Raw genomic sequence first — 20,594 nt, forward strand, 5'->3', positions numbered from 1 at the left:
TCATGCGTCTTCTTCCCGGCCTCCTGGGCCTGGCGGCCCTGGCCGCCCCGTCCCTGGCCTGCGCGGCCGAAGCGCCCAAGGGCCTGATCCTGGAGTCGCGGCTGCGCCATGAGACCGTGTCCCAGGACGGATTTTCCAAGGACGCCCAGGCGGTCACCCTGCGCACCCGGCTGGGCTACGAGACCCCCGCCTTCCATGGCTTCAAGGCCCTGGTGGAGGGGGAGAACGTCACCGCCCTGTCCGACCGCTACAACAGCAGCACCAACGGCAAGACCGCCTATCCCCTGGTGACCGATCCGGAGACCACCGAGCTGAACCGGGCCCAGGTGTCCTGGACGGGGACCCAGGGCGAGGCGGTCATCGGGCGTCAGCGCCTGATCCTCGCCAACGCCCGCTTCGTGGGCAATGTCGGCTTCCGCCAGAACGAGCAGACCTTCGACGCCGTCAAGCTGGTCTACCGGCCGTCTCCCAAGGTCAGCGTCACCTACGCCTATATCGACAAGGTCCACCGGATCTTCGGCGAGGACCACCCGCAGGGGAACTGGCGCAGCGACTCCCACCTGGCCCAGGTGGACGCCAAGACCGGCCTCGGCCAGGTCTCGGCCTATGGCTACCTGCTGGACTTCGCCAATGCGCCGACCCAGTCGAGCGCCACCTGGGGCGCGCGGCTGACCGGCGCCCGGCCGCTGAAGGCCGGCCTCAGCGCCACCTATGAGGCCGAGTACGCGCGCCAGACCGATTATCGCAACAGCCCCACCAGCTTCGACCTGGACTACATCGCCCTGTCGGCGGGACTGAAGACCAAGACCAACGCCGTGGCCCTCGGCTTCGAGCAGCTGGACGGCGACGGCCGCCGTGGGTTCTCGACGCCGCTGGCCACCCTGCACGCCTATCAGGGGTGGGCCGACGTCTTCCTCACCACCCCGGCCAACGGGGTGCGTGACCTGAGCCTGACGGGCAGTTCGGTGCTCAAGGGCCCGCGCGGCAAGCCGGTGAAGATTCAGGCGGCGCTGCACCAGTTCGACGAGTCCGGCGGCGGCGCCGGGCTCGGCCAGGAGCTGGACGCCTCGATCTCCATGCCCCTGACCCCGAAGATCGGCGCCGAGCTGAAGGCGGCCGCCTTCCAGGGCGACCGGCCCGCCTTCCCCGATCGGACGAAGATCTGGCTGACGCTCGAATTCAAGCTCTGACCCAAGGTCGAGAGGAGGCGGTGGTGAAACAAACGACCGAAATCGAGGAGGTTCCCTTGGAGCTGCTCGCCGAGCCTCTCGACTGGTTCTTCGCCGAACACTATCGCCACCGGCAGCTCTGCCAGATGATCGACGAGGTCTGCGCGGCCACGGTGTTCGACGGCGACAAGATCGGCAAGGTGGTGGCCTTCCTGGGCCACGACCTGTCCCTGCACGTCATCGACGAGGAGGAGGACTTCTTCCCCCTGCTGCGCCGCCGCTGCCTGCCGGAGGACGAGGTCGAGGGGGTGCTGGGCATGCTCTCGGCCGAGCACCGCGCCGACGTGGCCAAGGCCAGCCAGGTGAGCGACCTGCTCAAGGCCTGCCTGTTGAAGGAGTGCGCGCCCGGCTTGGATCCGAGCCGGCGCAAGATCCTTTCGGAGTTCGCCAGCCAGGAGCGCCGGCACCTGGGGCTGGAGAACGCCGTCATCCTGCCCATCGCCCGGCTGCGGCTGGACGCCGACGACTTGGCGACCCTGGGGCGGCGGCTGGCCGCGCGCCGCGGGCGCGTCCTCCACGAGCCCGACGCGTGACCCAGGCCCTGTTCCGCCGCAACCTGGCCTGGGCGGCGGCCAGGGCGCGCGACGACCGGGACTTCTTTCCCGACCTGGCGGCCCAGGAGGCGCCGGACTACCTGTGGATCGGCTGCGCCGACAGCCACCTGCCGGCCCATGACCTGACGGGCCTGGCGCCTGGCGAACTCTTCGTGCACCGCAACCTCGCCAACCTCGCCCCGGCCCAGGACGCCAACTTCCTCTCGGTGCTGCAGTACGCCCTGGAGATCCTCAAGGTGCGGCACGTGATCGTCTGCGGCCACTATGGCTGCGGCGGGGTGCGGACCGCCCTGAGCGGCGAGCGTCACGGCCTGGTGGACCACTGGCTGCAGCCGGTGCGCAGCCTGTTCTGGCGCCATGCCGGGGAGCTCGACGCCATCCTCGATGTCGAGACCCGGGTGAACCATCTGTGCGAGCGAAACGTGGTGGAACAGGTGATCAGCCTGGCCGGCAATCCCCTGGTGCATGACGCCTGGCGGCGCGGCCAGCCCCTGACGGTGCACGGCTGGATCTATTCCGTCCATGACGGCCTGCTGCGGGACCTGGAGACCACCGTCGGCGACCTGCACCAGGCCCGGGCCCTGATCGGGGCTCCCGCCGGGGCCGATCCGCGCCGCAAGCCCGCCAGGACAAGATCATGACCGGTGTCGCCGTGGTGCTGGCCGGGGGCGAGGGTCGCCGGATGGGGGGCGGCAAGCCCCTGCGCGCCTGGGGCGGGCGGCCGCTGCTGGATCGCGCCCTGGAGCTGGCCGCGGGTTATGCGCCCCACGTGGCCGTCGCCGTGCGGGACGCCGGCCAGGCGGGGCAGGGGGCCCCTGTCCCCCTGCTGTTCGATCCGCCGGACATCGGCGGGCCCCTGGCGGGTCTGGCCTCGGCCCTGGACTTCGGCCGCCGCCACGGGGCGCTCTGGGTCCAGACCCTGGCCTGCGACATGCCCTATCTGCCAGCCGATCTCAGCGACCGGCTGGCGCGGGCCCTGGAGCCTGGCGTCGCCGCGGTCCTGCCGGTGAGCGGCGGCCGCCTGCATCCGGTCTGCGGCCTGTGGCGCGTCTCGGCGCGCGATCGCCTGGCGACCTATCTGGCCACGGGACGCTCGTCCCTGAGGGGCTTCGCCCAGGTCGTGGGTCTGCGGGAGGTGGCCTGGGACGCGGCCGGTCCCGACCCCTTCGTGAACCTCAATACGCTGGAAGACCTGGCGGCCCATCAGCCATCACCGGCGGACCTCGCCCTGGCGGGATGACCGGGTCGGCCGCCTCGCCGAGACGGCCGGGATCGTAGGTCGCCGGGACCACGCCATGGTCGGCCAGGTCCTGGGGCGCGCGACGGCCCCGGACCAGGGCGCTGGCGAGCCGGGCCACGGCCGGGGCGGTCTGGATGCCGAAGCCCCCCAGCCCCGCCAGCCAGAAGAACCCCGGCGCCGTCTCCGACCACCCGATCACCGGGGCGCGGTCGGGCGCAAAGGTGCGCAGGCCCGCCCAGCGGTGGTGGATCCGCGTCACCGGGTGATCGGCGGCGTCATGGAAGCGCATCATGGCGCAGGCGATGTCCAACTCGTCAGGGGCCGCGTCGCAGGGCGGGCTCGGGGTCTCGTCGGCCGGGGTGATCAGCAGGCGTCCGCCGAAGGGACGGAAGTAGAACCGCTCGTCGATGTCCTTCACCACCGGCCAGTCGTGGAAGCCGAGCTCCCGGGGGGCGTCCACCAGGATGGCGGTCCTCAGCAGCGGCGACAGGCCCTTGGGGGCGAGGCCGGCGTCGCGCGCGGTCTCGTCGGCCCAGGCGCCGGTGGCGTTGACCAGGGTCGGGGCGATGAGGTTGGCCTGGCGGGTCCGCACCCGCCATCGCGATCCGTCCCACGCGATGTCGGGCCTCCCGGCGTCGGCCAGGATGACGGCGCCGGCCTCCCGGGCCCGGCGCGCCATGCCCCCATGCAGCCGCGCCACGTCCAGATCTCCCGCCCCGGTCTCCAGCAGGGCGGACTGGACCGCCTGCGGCCGCAGGATGGGCGCCCGGCTCAGGGCGCCTTCGCGGCCCAGCCGGCGCAGGCTCACGCCGGCGGCCTTGCGCGCGAAGGCCTCCAGGCGCTCGACCTGGTCGGCGCGGGCGATATGCAGCACCGGCCGCGGGCTCAACAGTCGCCCAGCGAAACCGCATGGCGGGTCCTCGAAGAAGTCCCGGCTGGCGGCGGTGAGGGGCTGGACCGCGGGGCCGCCGTAGGAGGGGATGTACATGGCCGCGGAGCGGCCGGTGGTGTGGTAGCCGAGCTGCGGTTCCCGCTCCACCAGGGCCACCCGCAGGTCGCCCGCCAACTGGGCGGCCAGGGCGGCGCCGGCGATGCCGCCCCCCAGCACCACCAGGTCGAAAACCTGGCGCGAGGGACAGGCGGTCATGACGCCGGCGCCCAGTCGACGCCCGCGCGGCCGTGCAGATAGCCATTGACCAGGGGCCCCGGCGGCCCGGCTTCCCGCACCTGGGCGGCCAGGTCCTGGGGCGAGAGCCGCCCCTGGCTGAAGCCGCGGAAGGCCGCGATGACCTTGAGCATGTCCCCGGTGTGGGGCGACAGGCGCAGGGCCCCGATCCCGGCCGCGCGGAGGTCGGCGACCGGCAGATCGGCCACCTGCACCCCATGGGACAGGGTCTGGACCCCATTCACGGCCAGGAAGTCCTGGCCCTCCAGGGTCCGCACCGCCAGGCCGTCGGGATCGCGGTCGCAGACCAGCTGGCAGGAGTCCTTGTGCAGGCCCTGGACGCGGGCGTGATAGCAGCGCCCCGACAGGGCGAGCGGCAGGCGGCCATAGGCGAAGAGCTCGATCTCCAGCGCCGGACAGGCCTTCGCCATGCGGCCGATGACCGGGAGCGACAGCTCGACATTGGGGCACAGGCGCACGCAGCCGCGGGCCATCAGCTCGCGGGCGGCGGCCTCGTTGTAGATGTTGAGCAGGGGGCCGGCCACGAAGGGGGCTCCGAAGGGGCGGTGGGCCAGGGCCGAGACGTCGTTGATCTCCACCAGGCCCTCGCCGGCGGCCATCTGGGCGATCCCGCGCCGGTCGCGGGGCGTCGCCGGCAGGGCCAGGGTCGACCAGACCACGGTCTTGCCGGCCCGGGTCAGGCGATCGGCGGCCTCGGCCAGGGGTCCGGAGATGAAGGGCTCGCGCTTGCCGCAGACCACCTCGCCCAGATAGACGCGGTCGAGATCGCTCTCCTCGGCGACGGCGGCGTAGAAGTCGGCGATGCGCTCCGCCGGCCAGTTGAACAGCAGCGGCCCCAGGGCGATCTCGATCGGCGCGCCGCTCATCGCCAGGTCTTCCGGTAGGCGCCGGCCGTCTCCCGCCCGCCCTCGGCCAGCCCCGTCAGGCGCGCCTCATAGGGGGCGGTGGTCTCGCCGCGGTCCAGGGCGTCGAGGGCGGCCCGGAACGCCGCGGCCACCCGGGCCACATAGGCCTTGCCCCGCTGGCGCCCCTCGATCTTCACCGCCCGCACCCCGGCGGTCCGCAGTTCGGCCAGCAGGGCCATGGCGTTGAGGCTGGTGGGGTCCTCGAACAGGTGGGACGCGGTCCCCTCGGCCTCGAAGCGGCCCTTGCAGAGGGTCGGGTATCCGGCCGCCGCGCCCGGCGCGACCTGGTCGATCATGAAGCCCCCGAGGCGCGGGGTCAGCAGGCCGTCGGTCTCCTCCAGGGAGACGGCGTCCGGCGGGGAGCAGACCCCGGAGAGGTTGGGGGACTTGCCGGTGACGTAGGAGGAAAGGGCGCAGCGTCCCTCGGCCATCACGCACAGTCCCCCATAGACGAAGGCCTCCACCTCCACATCGGTCTCGCGCACCAGGGCGGCGATCTCGGGCGCCGACAGGACGCGGGGCAGGACCACCCGCTTCACGCCATAGGCCTGGGCGTAGAAGCCGATGGCCTCGGCGGTGCCGGCGGCCGCCTGGACGGAGAGGTGCAGCCTCAGGCCGGGATGCTGGGCGTGGGCGTAGGCCAGCACCCCAAGGTCGGCGACGATGATGGCGTCGGCGCCGGCCGCCGCGGCGCTGTCCACGGAGGCCCGCCAGGCGTCGACGTCGCCGGCGCGGGCGAAGGTGTTGACCGCCACCAGCACCTTGGCGCCGCGCTCGCGCGCCCAGACGACGGCTTCCTTCAGCTCGGCGGGGGAGAAGTTCAGGCCGGGGAAGTTGCGCGCGTTGGTCTCGTCGCGCAGGCCGCAATAGACACTGTCGGCACCGGCCTCGATGGCCGCGTGCAGCATGGCCGGGGAGCCGGCGGGACAGACGAGTTCGATCGTTCCCATCTCAGGCCCACGCGGCTTTGGCGGCCGCCGCCTGGCGGACGAAGCGGACGGCGGCGTTGGCCAGGTCGCTGGCCGATCCCGACAGGCCCAGCAGGTCGGCCAGGGTCAGTTCAGCGGCCTCCAGGGTGTTGTGCAGGGCCATCACCGCCTCGATGTCGCCGCTCACCCGGATGGCCCGCGAGAAGAAGGCGGAGTCGGCGTCCAGGGAGCCGTCGAACAGCCCCAGCAGGGCGCCGAGCGGCCCCTCGATCCGGGCCGCGCAGGGCGAGCGGTCGTCACGCCGGCGCACCTGGACGCCGGCGCAGGCGCCCTGGGGCGCCAGCCGGAAGGCCACCGGCGAGCCGTCGGGGGCGATCAGGAAGGCGGCGTCGCCAAAGACGCCCAGCCGCTCGAAGACCTCGGGCCGCCGCCTCGCCAGCCGGCGCAGGGCGCCGCTCAGCATCCACTCGGCCGGCGGCCGCAGGGCCATCAGCACCTCGCCGGGGTCGCCCGGGCGGGGGGGCCGGGGCCTATGTCTCGTACGCATGACTGGAACCTCTTCAGGCGCCAACCTGCGTCACGCCCTGCGGCGTGGGGAACGGGGCGATCGCCGCCGCACCCGCGGAACTTGCTCAAGTCAGGCTTTGCCGATCATCAAGCCGGGATGACCTTGCCGGGATTGAGGACGCCCTTCGGATCGAGGGCCGTCTTCAGCGTGCGCATCAGGGCCAGCTCCTCGGGATTGCGGGAATAGGCGAGGTAGGGGCGCTTCTGCAGGCCGACGCCGTGCTCGGCGGAGATCGACCCGGCCCGGGCGCGCAGCGGCCCATAGACCATCTCCTCGATCTCGGAACGGGCGCTTGGCTCGGCGACGCCGATGATCAGGTGCAGGTTGCCGTCGCCCAGGTGGCCGAAGACGGTCATTCCCGCCTGGGGCCAGCGAGCGGCCAGGGTCCCGCGCACCTCGGCGACATAGGCCTCCATCGCCGCGATCGGCAGGCTGACGTCGAAGGTGATGATCGGGCCGTTGCGCGCGGTCTGGGCCACGTCGTCCCGCAGGGCCCACATGCTGTCCCGCTCGGCCTGGGACTTGGCGATGGCCGCGTCGGAGACCAGCCCGTTCTCCAGGGCGTCGGTCAGCACCTGTTCGAACCGCGCGGCGTCGTGGGCCAGGTCCGGGCCCAGGGCCTCCACCAGCACATAGTAGGCATGGCCCGAGGGCAGGATGGGGCGGCCCGCCGCCGGCGGCGTGGTGACCAGGTCATAGAAGGCCGGCCACATCACCTCGAAGGCCGACAGCGAGCCGGCGAGGGAGGACTCCAGGGACCGCAGCAGGGGCGACAGGGCCTCGAACCGGTCCACCGCCAGCCAGGCGGTCTCTTGCGACACCGGCCGGGGCCGCAGGCGGAACACCGCCCGGGTCACGATCCCCAGGGTGCCCTCCGAACCGATGAACAGCTGCTTGAGATCATAGCCGGCGTTGTTCTTGATCAGGTGGTTGAGGGAGGAGATCACGGTCCCGTCCGCCAGCACCGCCTCCAGCCCCAGGACCGACTCCCGCGTCATGCCGTAGCGCAGCACCCGGTTGCCGCCGGCGTTGGTGGAGACCACCCCGCCGATGGTGGCCGAGCCCCGCGCGCCGAGGTCCACCGGCAGGAACAGGTCCTGCGCGGTCGCCGCCGCGCAGGCGGTCTCCAGCACGCAGCCGGCCTGGACGGTCATGGTGGCGCCGACCGGGTCGATCTCCTCGATGGCGGCCATGCGGTCGAGGCTGAGGGCCAGGGCGCCCTCGGCGAAGGCCCCGTCCACCAGGCCGGTGCGTCCGCCCCAGGGGACCACGGCGGCGCCGGCGGCGTGGGCCAGGCGCAGGATCCCGGAGACCTCCCGCGTGCTCGCGGGCCGCAGGATCGCCCGCGGCGCCCCCAGCCGGGTCCAGGGGCTGAAGGCCCAGGCGGTCGCCGCCGCGCCGGTCAGCACGTGGTCGGCGCCCAGCAGCGCCTCAAGGTCGGCCAGCAAGCTATCCATTCCGCCTCCGGGAGTTTGGGCGGCAGTCTCCGCTCGCCTGGGCCAGGTCCGAATGATCGGGATCAAACCGGCGCGCCTCTCCTGGGGCGGGGGTGCGACATGCGGCGGCGGGTGGCGAACCTGGGCTGTCGCACCCCCCGGCAGACATCAAGGCCGCCGTTGATGGCCGGCAAAGGTCCCGGGCGAAGTCTGGCTTAGCCTTGGGGTGTCATCAAAGGAGGCCCACATGCCTGCCAACCGCACCACCACCCCCACCCGCCGCCTCGCCGCCCTGGCGTCCACCTTCCTGGCCAGCGCCGCGATCCTCGCCACCGCGCCCGCCGCCCAGGCCCAGGAGCTGTCCAGCGTCAACGTCAGCCGAGCGCCCACCAGCGAGGCCATCAGCATTCGCGGCAAGGACGTCATCGTCGTCCGCCACGAGGTCCGCCAGGCCGCGGGCCGCGTCTGCCGCAACGCCTTCCTCAATCATGAGCTGGAGGCCTTCTACATCGACTGGTGCAGCACCGCCTCGGCCGACAAGGCCATGACGCGCTACCGCGCCATCGTGAAGCAGAACCGCCTGGCCGGCGGCGAGTTCGCCCAACTTTCGACGAGGATCGTGCTCTCGGCGCGATAATCCTCACCGGGGGCCACCCGGCTGGTCGGCGAGGGTTGCGCGCGCCGATCGGCCGGGTTCGGGCCGCGGAGTCTTCGGCCCCACTGAGGGCCCCGCGGTTCTCCTAGCCACGGTCGCCTCGGCGCACATCTCGGAGCCTGAAGCAGGATGTGGATCGAACAGCAACGCCCGCGACCGCGCGCGACCCTGACCGCGCAGCCTAGGCGCGCGGTCAGGGCCGTCCGGCGTTCCAGCAAGGGGGACGCCACCCGCCGGCGGATTCTCGACGCCGCCATGGCCGTCGTCGCCGACGAGGGCTATCACGCCGCGACCCACCAGCGGATCGCCCAGGCCGCGGGCCTCGTCCGCACGGCGATCAACTACCATTTCCCCGATCAGGACTCCCTGGCCGACGCCCTCGTCGATCACCTCCACCGGCTGAAGGCCGAGCGGGTGGCGGCGGTGATCGGCGGGTCCCTCGACGACCATCCCACCTTGGCGATCGAGGCCTACTGGGCCCTGCTGCAGGAAACCCCCTTCGTCGCCATCGCCGAGCTCGAATGCTGTGCGCGCACCGACGCCGCCCTGCGCGGCCGGCTCGCCATCGCCAAGGAACGCCGCCCGCCCCCGGCGCTCGAGGATGACGGGCTCTATGGCGTCAGCCTCCGCCTGCTGGAGGGCATGGCCCGGGGCGGAACCCAGCATGACGGCGCGCATCGCCTGCTGGATCTCCTGAAGCGCGCCGTGCTGGCGCCGGACGGCCTGCTCTCGGCGGCCTAGCCTAGACCTGGGCGGCCAGGATTTCCGCGACCAGGGCCTCGACCCCCGGGCTGGCGTCCAGCACCCGCCAGTCGGGGCTGAGATGCTGGGGCTCGACCTGGGCCGCGGCGATCTCGGGGGTGGCGTCGGAGGCGTCGCCCCGGCGGCCGGCCACCCGCGCCACCCGCACCGCGGTCGGCGCCTGGAGCCAGAGGCCGGTGAAGGGATGGCCACCCCCGGCCGCCTCGATCTCGGCGCGGGGCGCGTCCTCGCGGTAGGTGGCGTCGGCGATCACCGAGCCGCCGGCGGCCAGGGCCTCGCGGGCCCGCCGCGCCAGCACCTGATAGACATTGGCCCGGCCGACCTGGCGGTATGCGGCCTCGGAGAGCCGTTCGGTGGGCCGCACCCCGGCCAGGGCCTTGCGCAGGAGGTCGGTGCGCAGCAGGCGCGCGCCGCAGGGACCGGGCAGGCGCGGGGCGAGCGCGCGGGCGAGGGTCGACTTCCCGGTTCCCGAGAGCCCGCCGATGGCCATCAGCCGCGCGCGGGCGGGCGCCAGGAGCTCCAGCCCCAGTTGGCGGTAGCGCGCGGAGTCGGTGAGGTCGCCGGCCTCCACCGCCACGGCCATGCGAATGGTGGCGCGCAGGGCCATGAACAGCGGCAGCAGCGCCAGCGCGTCCTCCGCCTGGCCGGCGGCGTCCCAGTAGCGGTTCATGGCGGCGTTGGCGAGGTCGTCCAGGCCCCTGGCCCGCAGGTCCATGAACAGGAAGGCCACGTCATAGAGGACGTCGCCGGTGGCCAGGACCGGGTCGAACTCCAGGGCGTCGAAGGGGGTCACCCGGCCCTGATAGACGCAGATGTTGCGCAGGTGCAGGTCGCCGTGGCCGCGCCGCACCCAGCCGGCCTCGCGTCGCGCCTCGATCCGGGGCGACTGGCGGGCCAGCTCCTGCTCCAGGGCGGCGAACAGGGCCTCCGATCCGGGCTGGAGGCCCAGGGCGGCCGCCCCCTCGGCCTCTGTCCGGCGCAGGCCCTCGAGGATCCTGCGATAGTCGGCGGCGTGGCCGGCGTCGGTCCGGTGGGGCAGGCGCGCGTGGAAGGCGGCCACCTGCTCGGCCGCCTCGTGGACCAGCTCCGGGGTCAGGCGGCCGGCCCGGGCGATCTCGTCGAGCAGGGCGCCATCGGGAAACCGCCGCATGGTCACCACCCAGTCCACCACCTCGCCCTCGCCGCCGACCCGGATCGCGCCGTCGGCGGCGCGGACCACGGGCAGCACCGCCTCGTAGAGGTCGGGGGCCAGGGCCTTGTTGATGGCGAGCTCGGCTTCGCAGGACTGGCGGCGAGCCTCCACCGTCGACATGTCGGCGAAGGGGTGGCGGCGGTTCTGCTTGAGCTTGTAGACGCGGTTCTCCCCCAGGAAGAGGTGGGACATGTGGGTGTCGATGCGCTTGAGCGGGCCCTGGCCGGTGGCCGCGCCGCTCTCCAGGGCGCGGACGACCGCCTGCTGGTCGATGTCCTTTGGCATGGCGACGGCGCTCCGGTGCGCGGCGACGATCAGGTGCGCACCAATCTCGAACCTTGATCATGATCAAGGCGCTCCGTCACGGCGGCGCCCAACTTGGCTTCATGACGGCTCTTTTCACAGATCGCGCCGAAGCGGGGCGCTGGCTCGCCGAGAAACTGGCGGTGCGCCACCTGGGCGAGGTGATCGTCTACGCCCTGCCGCGCGGCGGCGCCCCGGTGGCCTTCGAAATCGCCGAGGCGCTGAACGCGCCCCTGGACCTGGCCCTGGTGCGCAAGATCGGCGCCCCTGGCCAGCCGGAGTTGGCGGTGGCCGCGGTGGTGGACGGCGATGATCCCAGGATGGTGGTGAACGAGGAGGTGATGCGCGTCACCGGCGCCACCCCCAGATATCTGGCCTGTGAAAAGGCCAAGGAGCTGATCGAGATCGAACGTCGCCGCAGGCTCTATTTCGGCCACAGGGCGCGGCCCGACCCCAAGGGCAAGACCGCCATCATCGTCGACGACGGCCTGGCCACCGGGGCCACGGCGCGGGCGGCGATCCAGGGCCTGCGGGCCCAGGGCGCGGCGCGGGTGATCCTGGCGGTGCCCGTGGCGCCTCCCGACACCGCCGCGACGATGCGCGAGGAGGTCGATGAACTGGTCTGCCTGGCCGAGCCCACGCCATTCTGGGGCGTCGGGCGGTTCTATGCCGACTTCCACCAGCTCGACGACCAGGAGGTGCTGGACCTGCTGGCCCGCGCCGCCACCTTCGGCGGGACGACCTAGGCGCGGGTTCGAACCTCCGCGCCGAGGTGCTCGGAGAACCAGGCGAGGGCCAGTTCCACCACGGAGTCCAGGGTCCCCGGCAGTTCGAGGCCTTCGCCTGGTTCGAGGAAACCGGGGCGGTGACCCCGCTGGCCGGTGCCCCGCCGGAGGGGGCGCCGGACATCTATCCCTTCGGCCTCTGAGCGCCCGTCATCCCTTGAGCCCTGTCAAGGACGGGGGCGAACGGGCGGAGCAGGATGCTCCCCGCAATTGGGGAGACCTTCTCATGGCCGATGCAGAGATCGCGCGCCACAGCGGCGGTCCGCGGCTGTTCGGAATTCAGATCCGGGTGCAGCCGAGCTGGCTGATCATCGCCCTGCTCCTGGCCTGGTCGCTGGCGGCGGGGTCGTTCCCGCAGATCTATGAGGGCCTGCCCCGAGCCTCCTACTGGACCATGGCGGTGGTCGTCGTGGTTGGGCTGGCGGTGTCGCTGATCCTGCACGAGATGGCCCACAGCCTGGTGGGGCGCGCCTTCGGGCTCTCGGTGGACCGCATCACCCTGTTCATGTTCGGCGGGGTCGCCGAGCTGCGCCAGGAGCCGACCGCGCCGCGGGCCGAGCTGCTGATGGCTTTGGCGGGGCCGGCCCTCAGCCTGCTCCTGGCCCTGGTGTTCGGGGCCCTGGCGGAGGCGGCCAAGGATTCCGGGCCCGAGATCGCCGGCTCGCTCGGCTATCTCGCCACCGTCAATCTGGTCCTGGCGGTGTTCAACCTCGCGCCGGCCTTCCCAATGGACGGCGGCCGGGTGCTGCGCGCCCTGCTGTGGATGGCCACGCGGGACGCCGACCGGGCCACGCGCATCGCCGCGCGGGTGGGGGAGGGCATGGCCCTGCTGCTGATCCTGGCGGGCGTCGGCCTGGCCCTGACCGGCCAGGTGGCCGGCGGCATCTGGTGGGCCCTGATCGGGATGTTCCTGCGAACCGCCGCCAAGGCCTCGGCCTTCGACCTGCACGCCCGGCGCCTGCTGAAGGGCTATCCGGTGGGCGAACTGATGGACGACACCCTGGAGATCCTCTCGGGCGACATGACGGTGGACGACTATGTGGCCCGGCGGCTCTATGCGGGACAACACGGGATGTATCCCGTGGCCAAGGGTGGGACGACGATCGGCGTGGTGGAGGCGGAGAACATCTTGAAGACACCCCGCGACCGCTGGTCGAAGGCGACCCTGTCGGAGGTCTGCACGCCCCTGGACTGCGTCTCCACCGCCCGCTCGATCGACGACGCCCACGCCGTGCTGGACCGCATGACCCTGGAAAGCCGCAGCCGGCTGCTGGTGCTCGATCACGACCGGGTGGTGGGGGTCATCACCCTGCGCGACCTGCTAGAGCGGCTGGAATTGGCGGCGCAGTTCGAACGTGGCGCGGGCCGGCGGAGCGAAGGCTAGCTCATGTCGGACGATGGGCGACGATCGGGCCTGGACGAGGCCGAGGCCGCCCATCGGCTGCTCCGGTTCGGACCCAATGAGCTCTATCGGGCCAAGAGCCGCGGGATCTTCACCATCCTGCTGGGCGCCCTGCGCGAGCCGATGTTCCTGCTGTTGCTGGGCGCCTCGGTCCTCTACCTGGTGCTGGGGGATCTGGGGGAGGGCCTGTTCCTTACCGGCGGCGCCTGCATCGCCATCGGCCTGGTGATCTTCCAGGAGGCCCGCAGCGAGCGGGCCCTGGCGGCGCTGCGGGAGCTGGCCGAGCCCGAGGCGCGGGTCGTGCGCGGCGGGATCGAACGCAAGATCCCGGCCCGCGACCTGGTTCCCGGCGACCTGGTCCTGGTGGGCGAGGGGGACCGGCTGGCGGCCGACGCCCTGCTGCTGCGCGGCGACATCCTCAGCGTCGATGAGTCCACCCTGACCGGGGAGTCGGTCCCGGTGGCCAAGTCGCCGGACGCCGCCGCCACGGCCGTCGAGCCCTATCCGGCGCCGGGGGGCGAGGGCGGAGCCTTCCTCTTCGCGGGGACCCTCATCGTTCGCGGTCACGGCGCGGCGGAGGTGGCGCGCACCGGTGTCCAGACCGCCCTGGGACGTATCGGCGCCTCCCTGGCCGGAATCACCGACGAGCCGACACCCCTGCAGCGCACCGCCGGCCGGCTGGTGGGCCTGCTGGGCCTGGTGGCGCTGGCCTTCTGCGCCGTGCTGGTGGTGGTCTACGGCCTGATCCGCGGCGACTGGGTGGAGGGCGCCCTGGCCGGGATCACCGTCTCGATCGCCCTGATCCCCGAAGAATTCCCGATGGTGCTGGCGGTGTTCCTGGCCATGGGCGCCTGGCGCCTGGCGCGGCACAACGTGCTGGTGCGGCGGGCCGCCGTCATCGAGGCCCTGGGCGGGGCGACCCTGCTCTGCGTCGACAAGACCGGCACCCTGACCGAGAACCGCATGCGGCTCGGCCGCCTCTGGGTCGACGGGACGGAACACAAGGTGGGCCGCGGATCGGTCCCGGCGGTCGCCGCCCTGCTGGAGGCCGCGGCCCTGGCCTCGGCGTCCCGGTCCGCCGACCCCATGGACCGGGCGATCCTCGAGCTGCATTCGCCGGCCATCGCGGGGCCGCATCAAGAGCCCCTGCGCACCTGGCCCCTGCGTCCGGAGCGTCTGGCGGTCATCCAGGTCTGGTCGGGCGAGGGCGGCCAGATGGCGGCCGCCAAGGGCGCCCCCGAGGCGATCTTCAAGCTCTGCCGGCTGTCGGCCTCCCAGGGCGCGCGGCTGCACAAGGTGCTGGACGACCTCGCCGCCGAGGGGCTGCGGGTCCTGGCCGCCGCCTCGTGCCGCGCGGCCGGAGAGTTTCCCGAGACCCCGGAAGAGGCGACGTGGGTCTTCGAGGGCCTGCTGGGTTTCCAGGATCCCCTGCGCGCCGACGTTCCCGCCGCCCTGGCGGAGGCCCGCGGCGCCGGCATCTCGGTCGCCATGATCACCGGCGACCATCCGGCCACCGCCCTGGAGATCGCCCGCCAGGCCGGGATCGACACCCGGGCCGGCGTGGTGACCGGCGCGGAGATCGCGGCCCTGAACCCCGCCGACCTGGCGCGGCGGATCCGCGACGTCCGGGTCTTCGCCCGCGTCGCGCCCGAACAGAAGCTGCAGCTGGTGGAGGCCTTCAAGGCCGACGGCGAGATCGTCGCCATGACCGGCGACGGGGTGAACGACGCCCCGGCCCTGGAGACCGCCCATATCGGCATCGCCATGGGACGTCGCGGCACGGACGTGGCCCGCGAGGCCGCCGACCTGGTGCTGCTGGACGACAGCTTCGCCTCGATCATCGGCGGGGTGCGGCTGGGCCGGCGGATATTCGCCAACCTGCGCAAGGCGCTGACCTATGTCACCGCCATCCATGTGCCGATCGCGGGCCTGGCCCTGCTGCCGATCCTGATGGGCCTGCCGCCCATGCTGTTCCCCATGCACGTGGTGCTGCTGGAGCTGGTGGTCGATCCGGTCTGCTCCATGGTCTTCGAGGCCGAGCCCAGCGAGTCCGGCGCGATGCGGCGGCGGCCGCGCAAGGCGTCGGAGACCCTGTTCGGCCCGCGGGAGATCGGGCTGGCGGTGCTGCAGGGTTTGATCGTGCTGGCCGCCGTGCTGGGGGTCTATGCCTGGGCCCTGCAGGCGGCGACCGAGCCCCAAGCCCGGGCGGCGGCCTTCGCGGCCCTGATCCTGGCCAACCTGGTCCTGGCCCTGTCGGACTCGGCCTCGGCGGGGGTTCGCCTGTTCGACCGCCACCGGCTGGCCTTCTGGGCGATCACCGCCACGGCGGTGGCCGTGCTGGGGGCAGTGCTGTTCGTGCCGCTGCTGGAGTCGATCTTCCGGATCTCGACGCCGGGGCCCGGCGTGCTCGCCGTCGCCATCCTGGCGGGCCTGGTCGGGGGCGGATGGTTCGGCCTGACGCGACTCCTGCGGCGCCTGGCGCCCTGGGGCCGTTCGGCCCAGACTCTCGCCTAGGAGCCTCCCATGTTCGCCATGTCGCTTGCCGCCGACCGCCCCGTCCTGGCGCCGGAGACGCGTCCCGATCCCGAGCCGGGCCAGGGCGAGGTCCGGTTGCGGGTGAAGGCTTGCGGGGTGTGCCGCACCGACCTGCACGTGGTGGACGGCGACCTGCCGCGGCGGCGGACCCCGATCATCCCGGGCCATGAGGTGGTGGGGATCGTCGACGCCCTCGGTTCCGGAGTCGCCGGCGTGGCGGTGGGCCAGAGGATGGGGGCGGCTTGGCTGGGGGAGACCTGCGGCGTCTGCCGCTACTGCCGCGAGGGCCAGGAGAATCTCTGCGACACGCCGGGGTTCAACGGCTGGACCCGCGACGGCGGCTATGCCGACACCATGATCGCCCGCGCCGACTTCTGCTTCCCCATCCCCGAGGGCCTGTCGGACACCGAGGCCGCGCCGCTGCTCTGCGCCGGCCTGATCGGCTTCCGGGCCTGGCGAATGGCCTGCCGCCCTCGGCCGGTGAAGACCCTGGGCCTCTACGGCTTCGGCGCGGCGGCGCACCTGCTGGCGCAGTTGGCGGTGTTCGAGGGCCAGTCGGCCTACGCCTTCACCCGGGCCGGCGACGCCGCGGCCCAGGGCCTGGCGCGCGAAGTCGGCTGTGTCTGGGCGGGGGGGTCCGAGGCGTCGCCGCCCGAACCCCTGGACGCCGCCATCATCTTCGCCCCCATCGGCACCCTGGTGCCGACCGCGCTGGCCGCCGTGCGCAAGGGCGGGATCGTGGTCTGCGGCGGCATTCACATGAGCGACATCCCGAGCTTCCCCTACGCCCTGCTCTGGGAGGAGCGGCAGGTGGTCTCGGTGGCCAACCTCACCCGCCAGGACGGACTGGACTACCTGCCCTGGGCCGTCCGCGCCGGGGTGCGTGCGCACGTGACCACCTATGGTCTCGACCGGGCGAACCAGGCGTTGGAGGATCTGAGGACCGGCGCCTTCACCGGCGCCGCCGTGCTGGTCCCACGGGAGGAAGGTTCATGACTCCGGAGGACATCGCCCGCCGCCAGCGCCTGGTGCCGGGGACGCCGGTGGGGATCGACGAGGCGATGATCCATCGGCTGGTCCACGCCTTCTACGCCAAGGTCCGCCGCGACGCGGTGCTGGGGCCGATCTTCGACGCCGCCATCGGCGATCGCTGGGACGAACACCTGGCGCGGCTGTGCGACTTCTGGTCGTCGGTGATGCTGATGACCGGGCGGTTCAAGGGCACGCCGATGTCGGCCCACATGGCCCTGCCGGACATCCGCCGCGGCCACTTCGCCCGCTGGCTGCACCTCTTCCAGCAGACGGCCGAGGAGACCTGTCCGCCACAGGCCGCGGCCCTGTTCCGCGCCAAGTCCGAGATCATCGCCCAGAGTCTGCTCATGGGCGTGGAATCCCAACGCCGGACCTGATCGCGTCAGGCCCGGCGTCAGGGTCAGGAGAGCTTCAGGCGGCGGCCTTGCGCCAGTTGGGGGTCAGCTCCACGTGGGGCGGGCAGGGGGCCACCGCGCCGAGCGGCAGACCCACGAGGTCGTTGGCGAAGCCGTGATTGACGTCGCGGTGATGGGCCTCGTCGGCGCGGACCACCAGGACCACGTCGCGCAGGGTGGCGTCGGCCGGCAGGTCCCAGTAGCGGATGGCGATGGCCGGGGCCGGGACATTGGGCGAGCGGCCCTGGTCGATCTCGGCGAGGTAGTGGGTGTAGCTGATCACCGCCTCTTCCTCGAAATAACCCACCAGCCGGTGCGCGGTCTTCGGCGCGACGATGTAGAGGCCGAAGAAGAACAGGTAGAAGACCCACTGGGCGGCGATGACCATGAAGCGCTCGAAGGCGGTGGGCTTGCAGACCTCGATGAAGGTCATCAGGTGCATGCGCTCGTTCTCGGCCTCGTCCATCAGGGTGCGGATCCAGCCGCGGTCGTCCTCCATCCGGCGCAGGCACTTCAGGTGGTTGAGGGTGGCGCCCACCATGCCCGGCACGGCGGCGACCGTCTCCAGGACCACGGCCCGGTGGCCGTAGCGCTTGGCGAAGAAGGTGTCGGCGAACAGGCGCAGGAACTTGGTGACCCCCAGGGCGAAGCGGTCGGACAGGCCGCTCGGCTGGTAGTGGACGCTGAGATCGACCAGGGGCGCATTGGCGGTGGACATCGGAAACTCCATTTCGAACTGGCCCCTGGATAGGCCGGTCCCATCGCCCGCGAAATTCGGCGCCTTCCCCTAAGGGCTGCTACCTAGGCCAAGCCTGTTTCGCCTAGCCAGCGGCGGGCGGGGGCGGATATCTGGGACCGCGAAGCCCGGCGAGGGCAGGGGCGGAGACCTCATGGCCGATCATTTCGACTACATCATCGTCGGCGGCGGATCGGCCGGCTGCGTCCTGGCCAACCGGCTGTCGGCCGATCCGCGCCGCCGGGTCCTGGTGCTGGAGGCCGGGGGCAAGGACGACTGGATCTGGTTCCACATCCCGGTGGGCTACCTCTTCTCCATCGGCAATCCGCGCGCCGACTGGATGTTCGAGACCCAGGCCATTCCCGGCCTCGACGGCCGCAAGCTGGCCTATCCGCGGGGCAAGGTGATCGGCGGCTCCTCGGCCATCAACGCGATGATCTACATGCGCGGCCAGGCCGCAGACTATGACGGCTGGCGGCAGATGGGACTTGCGGGCTGGGGCTGGGACGATGTCCTGCCGCTGTTCCTGGACCAGGAGGACCACATCGCCCCCTCCGGCGACCACCATCGCAGCGGCGGGGAATGGCGCGTCGAGCACCCGCGCATGCGCTGGGCCGTGCTGGACGCCTTCGCCCAGGCCGCCGAGATGGCGGGAATCCCGCAGGTGGGCGACTTCAACGCCGGTGACAATTTCGGCTGCGGCTATTTCCAGGTGAATCAGCGGGCCGGCCGCCGGTGGAGCGCGGCCAGCGGATTCCTCAAGCCGATCCTGAACCGGCCCAACCTCCGGCTGGTGACCGGCGCCCAGGTCACGCGCGTGCTCATCGAGGACGGCCGCGCGGTGGGCGTCGCCTGGACGCAGGGGGCGGAGAGCTTCGAGGCCCGCGCCGACGGCGAGGTGGTGCTGGCGGCCGGGGCTGTGGGCACGCCGCAGTTGCTGGAGCTGTCGGGGATCGGTGACGGGGGGCGGCTGGCGGCCCTGGGGATCGAGACCCAGGCGCACCTGCCGGGCGTCGGGGAGAACCTGCAGGACCACCTGCAGATCCGGCCCTATTACGGCGTCACCGGCGTGCCGACCATGAACGAGCTCTACGCCTCCTGGTGGCGCAGGCCGCTGATGGCGGCGGAATACGCCCTGTTCCGCAAGGGGCCGATGTCCATGGCGCCGTCCCAGCTCGGCGCCTTCGCCAGGTCCTCAACGGACCAGGCGACGCCGAACCTGCAGTTCCATGTCCAGCCCCTATCCCTCGACAGGTTCGGCGAGGCCCTGCACGTGGCCCCGGCGATCACGGTCAGCGTCTGCAACCTGCGTCCCGCCAGCCGGGGCTCGATCCACGCCGCCAGCGCCGATCCCCGCGCCGCGCCCCTGATCCAGCCCAACTACCTGTCCACCCCGCAGGACGAGCGGGTGGCGGTGGACGCCATGAAGCTGGTGCGCCAGATCATGGCGCAGCCGCCCCTGGCGCGGTTCTCGCCCGTCGAGCGGCGGCCGGGGGCGGAGGCCAGCTCCGCCGCCGACCTTCTGGCCGCGGCCCGAGCCCTGGGGACGACGATCTTCCACCCCGTAGGGACGGCGAAGATGGGGCTGGAGAGCGACCCTGCGGCGGTGACCGACGCTCGGCTGCGGGTGCGCGGGGTGGCCGGCCTGCGGGTCGCGGACGCCTCGGTGATGCCGACTATAACCTCGGGCAACACCAACTCGCCCACCATGATGATCGCCGAGAAGGCCGCCAGGATGATGATCGAGGACGCCGGACGAGGCGCCGAGCCGTCATGACGAACCCGGTCGAGACCCTGTCCCTGGACGAGATCCATCGCATCGACGCCGAGCACGACCGGCTGGCGGGTCCGGGTCATCCAGCCAGCCTGCTGAAGCCGGAGATCACCTCGCCGAGCCTGGTGGCGATCACCGGCCATGAGGGGTTCCTGTTCATCGCCAACGGGTCCAACCGCTGGGAGCGTCAGTATCGGGGCGAGCTCGGGGTCCACGAGTCCTGGTGGACCGACTGGCGGAACGTTTTCGCCGCGCGCCAGGCCCAGGCTCGGGCACGGGGCGTGCAGCTCTGGAACCTGGTGGCGCCCGAGAAGCAGGTGCTGCTGCCCGAGAAGCGGTGGCTGGCCAGCGAAGACAAGCGGGACGGGCGACCGCTCCGGCTGCTGCAGGCGGCCCTGACGCCGGAGGCGCGGCTGCTCTATCCAGAGGCGGCCCTGCGGGCGGCGCAGGCCACGGCGCCGGTCTTCTTCCGCCATGACTCCCATTGGACGGTCTCCGGCTGCTGCGCCGCGGCCGAGCTGGCGCTCGAGACCATGGGAGCCAAGGCGCGTCTCCGCGACGTGGGCTTGGCGGTCCGGCGCCGGCGTGGCTTCCATGACCTCACCGAGCACTTCTTCGACCCGCCTCCGGAGGAGGATATGCTGGTCCTGGCGCCGAGCGGGCAGGTCGTGGAGGACAACCGGCTGCTGGAGCGCACCGGCCAGCACGTCGGCAACTTCTATGTCATCGACAATCCAAAGGCGCCCGATCCCCGCCGGCTGGTGCTCTTCGGCGACAGCTACGCCTACAACATGGGCCTGGCCTACGCGCTTTCGGCGGTCTTCGGCCGGGTCGTGTTCCTGTGGTCGAAGTCGGTGGACTGGGCGGTGGTGGACGAACAGCGGGCCGATCTCGTGCTCTGGGAATGCGCCGAGCGATTCATCACCACCCTGGCCCAGAGCTAGAGCTCGCCGGACGCCTCACATCGCCCGCGCGC

21 protein-coding genes are annotated in these 20,594 nt (G+C 72.3%); 14 read left to right on the forward strand and 7 right to left on the reverse strand.

Annotation, left to right across the window (positions count from 1 at the left end):
- Positions 1-2: 2 nt before the first annotated feature.
- The 4 genes from ACO06I_RS00665 to ACO06I_RS00680 are packed head-to-tail and all read left to right on the forward strand — an operon-like array spanning position 3 to position 3,023.
- On the forward strand, positions 3-1,190 hold the full coding sequence (locus ACO06I_RS00665) for a hypothetical protein (RefSeq protein WP_421930706.1): 1,188 nt from the start codon (positions 3-5) through the stop codon (positions 1,188-1,190).
- Between the two features lie 23 nt (positions 1,191-1,213).
- Positions 1,214-1,762, forward strand: a complete 549-nt coding sequence (locus tag ACO06I_RS00670) for a hemerythrin domain-containing protein (RefSeq protein WP_421930707.1) — start codon at positions 1,214-1,216, stop codon at positions 1,760-1,762.
- Positions 1,759-2,424, forward strand: coding sequence for a carbonic anhydrase (locus tag ACO06I_RS00675; RefSeq protein ID WP_421930708.1), 666 nt, complete (start codon positions 1,759-1,761; stop codon positions 2,422-2,424). Before ACO06I_RS00670 ends, ACO06I_RS00675 begins: the two co-directional genes overlap by 4 nt.
- Complete coding sequence (locus tag ACO06I_RS00680; RefSeq protein ID WP_421930709.1) at positions 2,421-3,023, forward strand: molybdenum cofactor guanylyltransferase; 603 nt, start codon at positions 2,421-2,423, stop codon at positions 3,021-3,023. Before ACO06I_RS00675 ends, ACO06I_RS00680 begins: the two co-directional genes overlap by 4 nt.
- On the opposite strand, the gene ACO06I_RS00685 is transcribed toward ACO06I_RS00680, so the two are convergent.
- The 5 genes from ACO06I_RS00685 to ACO06I_RS00705 form a co-directional block, all read right to left on the reverse strand.
- Positions 2,959-4,170 (reverse strand): NAD(P)/FAD-dependent oxidoreductase, encoded by a 1,212-nt coding sequence (locus ACO06I_RS00685; protein WP_421930710.1) that lies wholly within the window; start codon positions 4,168-4,170, stop codon positions 2,959-2,961. The genes ACO06I_RS00680 and ACO06I_RS00685 overlap by 65 nt on opposite strands.
- Positions 4,167-5,075, reverse strand: a complete 909-nt coding sequence (gene ubiV / locus ACO06I_RS00690) for a ubiquinone anaerobic biosynthesis protein UbiV (RefSeq protein WP_421930711.1) — start codon at positions 5,073-5,075, stop codon at positions 4,167-4,169. Before ubiV ends, ACO06I_RS00685 begins: the two co-directional genes overlap by 4 nt.
- Positions 5,072-6,064, reverse strand: a complete 993-nt coding sequence (gene ubiU, locus ACO06I_RS00695; protein ID WP_421930712.1) for a ubiquinone anaerobic biosynthesis protein UbiU — start codon at positions 6,062-6,064, stop codon at positions 5,072-5,074. The genes ubiV and ubiU overlap by 4 nt, the downstream gene beginning before the upstream one ends.
- 1 nt (position 6,065) lies before the next feature.
- Positions 6,066-6,590, reverse strand: a complete 525-nt coding sequence (ubiT, locus tag ACO06I_RS00700; protein WP_421930713.1) for a ubiquinone anaerobic biosynthesis accessory factor UbiT — start codon at positions 6,588-6,590, stop codon at positions 6,066-6,068.
- Positions 6,591-6,697: 107 nt separating this feature from the next.
- Positions 6,698-8,068, reverse strand: a complete 1,371-nt coding sequence (locus ACO06I_RS00705) for an FAD-binding oxidoreductase (RefSeq protein WP_421930714.1) — start codon at positions 8,066-8,068, stop codon at positions 6,698-6,700.
- Positions 8,069-8,294: 226 nt separating this feature from the next.
- Here ACO06I_RS00705 and ACO06I_RS00710 point away from each other — a divergent pair, with 226 nt between their 5' ends.
- The gene (locus ACO06I_RS00710; RefSeq protein WP_421930715.1) at positions 8,295-8,684 is read left to right on the forward strand and encodes a hypothetical protein; all 390 of its coding nucleotides are present in this window, start codon (positions 8,295-8,297) and stop codon (positions 8,682-8,684) included.
- Between the two features lie 147 nt (positions 8,685-8,831).
- Positions 8,832-9,443, forward strand: coding sequence for a TetR/AcrR family transcriptional regulator (locus tag ACO06I_RS00715; protein WP_421930716.1), 612 nt, complete (start codon positions 8,832-8,834; stop codon positions 9,441-9,443).
- Between the two features lies 1 nt (position 9,444).
- Here ACO06I_RS00715 and ACO06I_RS00720 read toward each other — a convergent pair whose 3' ends face one another.
- Entirely contained in the window at positions 9,445-10,941 is a 1,497-nt protein-coding gene (locus ACO06I_RS00720; protein ID WP_421930717.1) for an AAA family ATPase, read from the reverse strand.
- A gap of 59 nt (positions 10,942-11,000) precedes the next feature.
- On the opposite strand from ACO06I_RS00720, the gene ACO06I_RS00725 reads away from it, so the two are divergent.
- The 6 genes from ACO06I_RS00725 to ACO06I_RS00750 all read left to right on the forward strand — a co-directional run bounded on the left by ACO06I_RS00725 (position 11,001) and on the right by ACO06I_RS00750 (position 17,090).
- Positions 11,001-11,705, forward strand: coding sequence for a phosphoribosyltransferase (locus tag ACO06I_RS00725; RefSeq protein ID WP_421930718.1), 705 nt, complete (start codon positions 11,001-11,003; stop codon positions 11,703-11,705).
- Between the two features lie 26 nt (positions 11,706-11,731).
- A complete protein-coding gene (locus tag ACO06I_RS00730) occupies positions 11,732-11,887 on the forward strand; it encodes a hypothetical protein (RefSeq protein ID WP_421930719.1) in 156 nt (51 codons plus the stop codon).
- Between the two features lie 83 nt (positions 11,888-11,970).
- Positions 11,971-13,128 carry a site-2 protease family protein gene (locus tag ACO06I_RS00735; RefSeq protein WP_421930720.1) on the forward strand — a complete coding sequence of 386 codons (1,158 nt, stop codon included), beginning with the start codon at positions 11,971-11,973 and terminating at the stop codon, positions 13,126-13,128.
- A 3-nt stretch (positions 13,129-13,131) separates the two neighbouring features.
- Complete coding sequence (locus ACO06I_RS00740; RefSeq protein ID WP_421930721.1) at positions 13,132-15,660, forward strand: cation-translocating P-type ATPase; 2,529 nt, start codon at positions 13,132-13,134, stop codon at positions 15,658-15,660.
- 9 nt (positions 15,661-15,669) lie between these two features.
- A complete protein-coding gene (locus ACO06I_RS00745; protein ID WP_421930722.1) occupies positions 15,670-16,677 on the forward strand; it encodes a zinc-dependent alcohol dehydrogenase family protein in 1,008 nt (335 codons plus the stop codon).
- Positions 16,674-17,090, forward strand: a complete 417-nt coding sequence (locus ACO06I_RS00750; protein ID WP_421930723.1) for a group III truncated hemoglobin — start codon at positions 16,674-16,676, stop codon at positions 17,088-17,090. The genes ACO06I_RS00745 and ACO06I_RS00750 overlap by 4 nt, the downstream gene beginning before the upstream one ends.
- Before the next feature lie 34 nt (positions 17,091-17,124).
- Here ACO06I_RS00750 and ACO06I_RS00755 read toward each other — a convergent pair whose 3' ends face one another.
- Positions 17,125-17,826 (reverse strand): alternative oxidase, encoded by a 702-nt coding sequence (locus ACO06I_RS00755; protein ID WP_421930724.1) that lies wholly within the window; start codon positions 17,824-17,826, stop codon positions 17,125-17,127.
- Between the two features lie 172 nt (positions 17,827-17,998).
- On the opposite strand from ACO06I_RS00755, the gene ACO06I_RS00760 reads away from it, so the two are divergent.
- Both ACO06I_RS00760 and ACO06I_RS00765 read left to right on the forward strand, forming a co-directional pair.
- Entirely contained in the window at positions 17,999-19,621 is a 1,623-nt protein-coding gene (locus ACO06I_RS00760; RefSeq protein ID WP_421930725.1) for a GMC family oxidoreductase, read from the forward strand.
- Positions 19,618-20,562: an alginate O-acetyltransferase AlgX-related protein gene (locus ACO06I_RS00765; RefSeq protein ID WP_421930726.1), complete on the forward strand. Its 945-nt coding sequence runs from the start codon at positions 19,618-19,620 to the stop codon at positions 20,560-20,562. Before ACO06I_RS00760 ends, ACO06I_RS00765 begins: the two co-directional genes overlap by 4 nt.
- Positions 20,563-20,594: the final 32 nt, after the last annotated feature.

The sequence above is a fragment of the Phenylobacterium sp. genome (genome assembly GCF_965229015.1).
In the GTDB taxonomy this organism is placed as follows: Bacteria; Pseudomonadota; Alphaproteobacteria; order Caulobacterales; family Caulobacteraceae; genus Phenylobacterium.

Bases quoted from the DNA above. Each gene is read 5' to 3' on its own strand.
- ubiT (WP_421930713.1), bottom strand. From the start codon at position 6,590: ATGCGTACGAGACATAGGCCCCGGCCCCCCCGCCCGGGCGACCCCGGC.
- ACO06I_RS00685 (WP_421930710.1), bottom strand. From the start codon at position 4,170: ATGACCGCCTGTCCCTCGCGCCAGGTTTTCGACCTGGTGGTGCTGGGG.
- ACO06I_RS00720 (WP_421930717.1), bottom strand. From the start codon at position 10,941: ATGCCAAAGGACATCGACCAGCAGGCGGTCGTCCGCGCCCTGGAGAGC.
- ACO06I_RS00750 (WP_421930723.1), top strand. From the start codon at position 16,674: ATGACTCCGGAGGACATCGCCCGCCGCCAGCGCCTGGTGCCGGGGACG.
- ACO06I_RS00665 (WP_421930706.1), top strand. From the start codon at position 3: ATGCGTCTTCTTCCCGGCCTCCTGGGCCTGGCGGCCCTGGCCGCCCCG.
- ACO06I_RS00745 (WP_421930722.1), top strand. From the start codon at position 15,670: ATGTTCGCCATGTCGCTTGCCGCCGACCGCCCCGTCCTGGCGCCGGAG.
- ACO06I_RS00740 (WP_421930721.1), top strand. From the start codon at position 13,132: ATGTCGGACGATGGGCGACGATCGGGCCTGGACGAGGCCGAGGCCGCC.
- ACO06I_RS00715 (WP_421930716.1), top strand. From the start codon at position 8,832: ATGTGGATCGAACAGCAACGCCCGCGACCGCGCGCGACCCTGACCGCG.
- ACO06I_RS00725 (WP_421930718.1), top strand. From the start codon at position 11,001: ATGATCAAGGCGCTCCGTCACGGCGGCGCCCAACTTGGCTTCATGACG.
- ACO06I_RS00765 (WP_421930726.1), top strand. From the start codon at position 19,618: ATGACGAACCCGGTCGAGACCCTGTCCCTGGACGAGATCCATCGCATC.
- ACO06I_RS00760 (WP_421930725.1), top strand. From the start codon at position 17,999: ATGGCCGATCATTTCGACTACATCATCGTCGGCGGCGGATCGGCCGGC.
- ACO06I_RS00705 (WP_421930714.1), bottom strand. From the start codon at position 8,068: ATGGATAGCTTGCTGGCCGACCTTGAGGCGCTGCTGGGCGCCGACCAC.
- ACO06I_RS00710 (WP_421930715.1), top strand. From the start codon at position 8,295: ATGCCTGCCAACCGCACCACCACCCCCACCCGCCGCCTCGCCGCCCTG.
- ubiU (WP_421930712.1), bottom strand. From the start codon at position 6,064: ATGGGAACGATCGAACTCGTCTGTCCCGCCGGCTCCCCGGCCATGCTG.
- ACO06I_RS00735 (WP_421930720.1), top strand. From the start codon at position 11,971: ATGGCCGATGCAGAGATCGCGCGCCACAGCGGCGGTCCGCGGCTGTTC.
- ubiV (WP_421930711.1), bottom strand. From the start codon at position 5,075: ATGAGCGGCGCGCCGATCGAGATCGCCCTGGGGCCGCTGCTGTTCAAC.
- ACO06I_RS00755 (WP_421930724.1), bottom strand. From the start codon at position 17,826: ATGTCCACCGCCAATGCGCCCCTGGTCGATCTCAGCGTCCACTACCAG.
- ACO06I_RS00680 (WP_421930709.1), top strand. From the start codon at position 2,421: ATGACCGGTGTCGCCGTGGTGCTGGCCGGGGGCGAGGGTCGCCGGATG.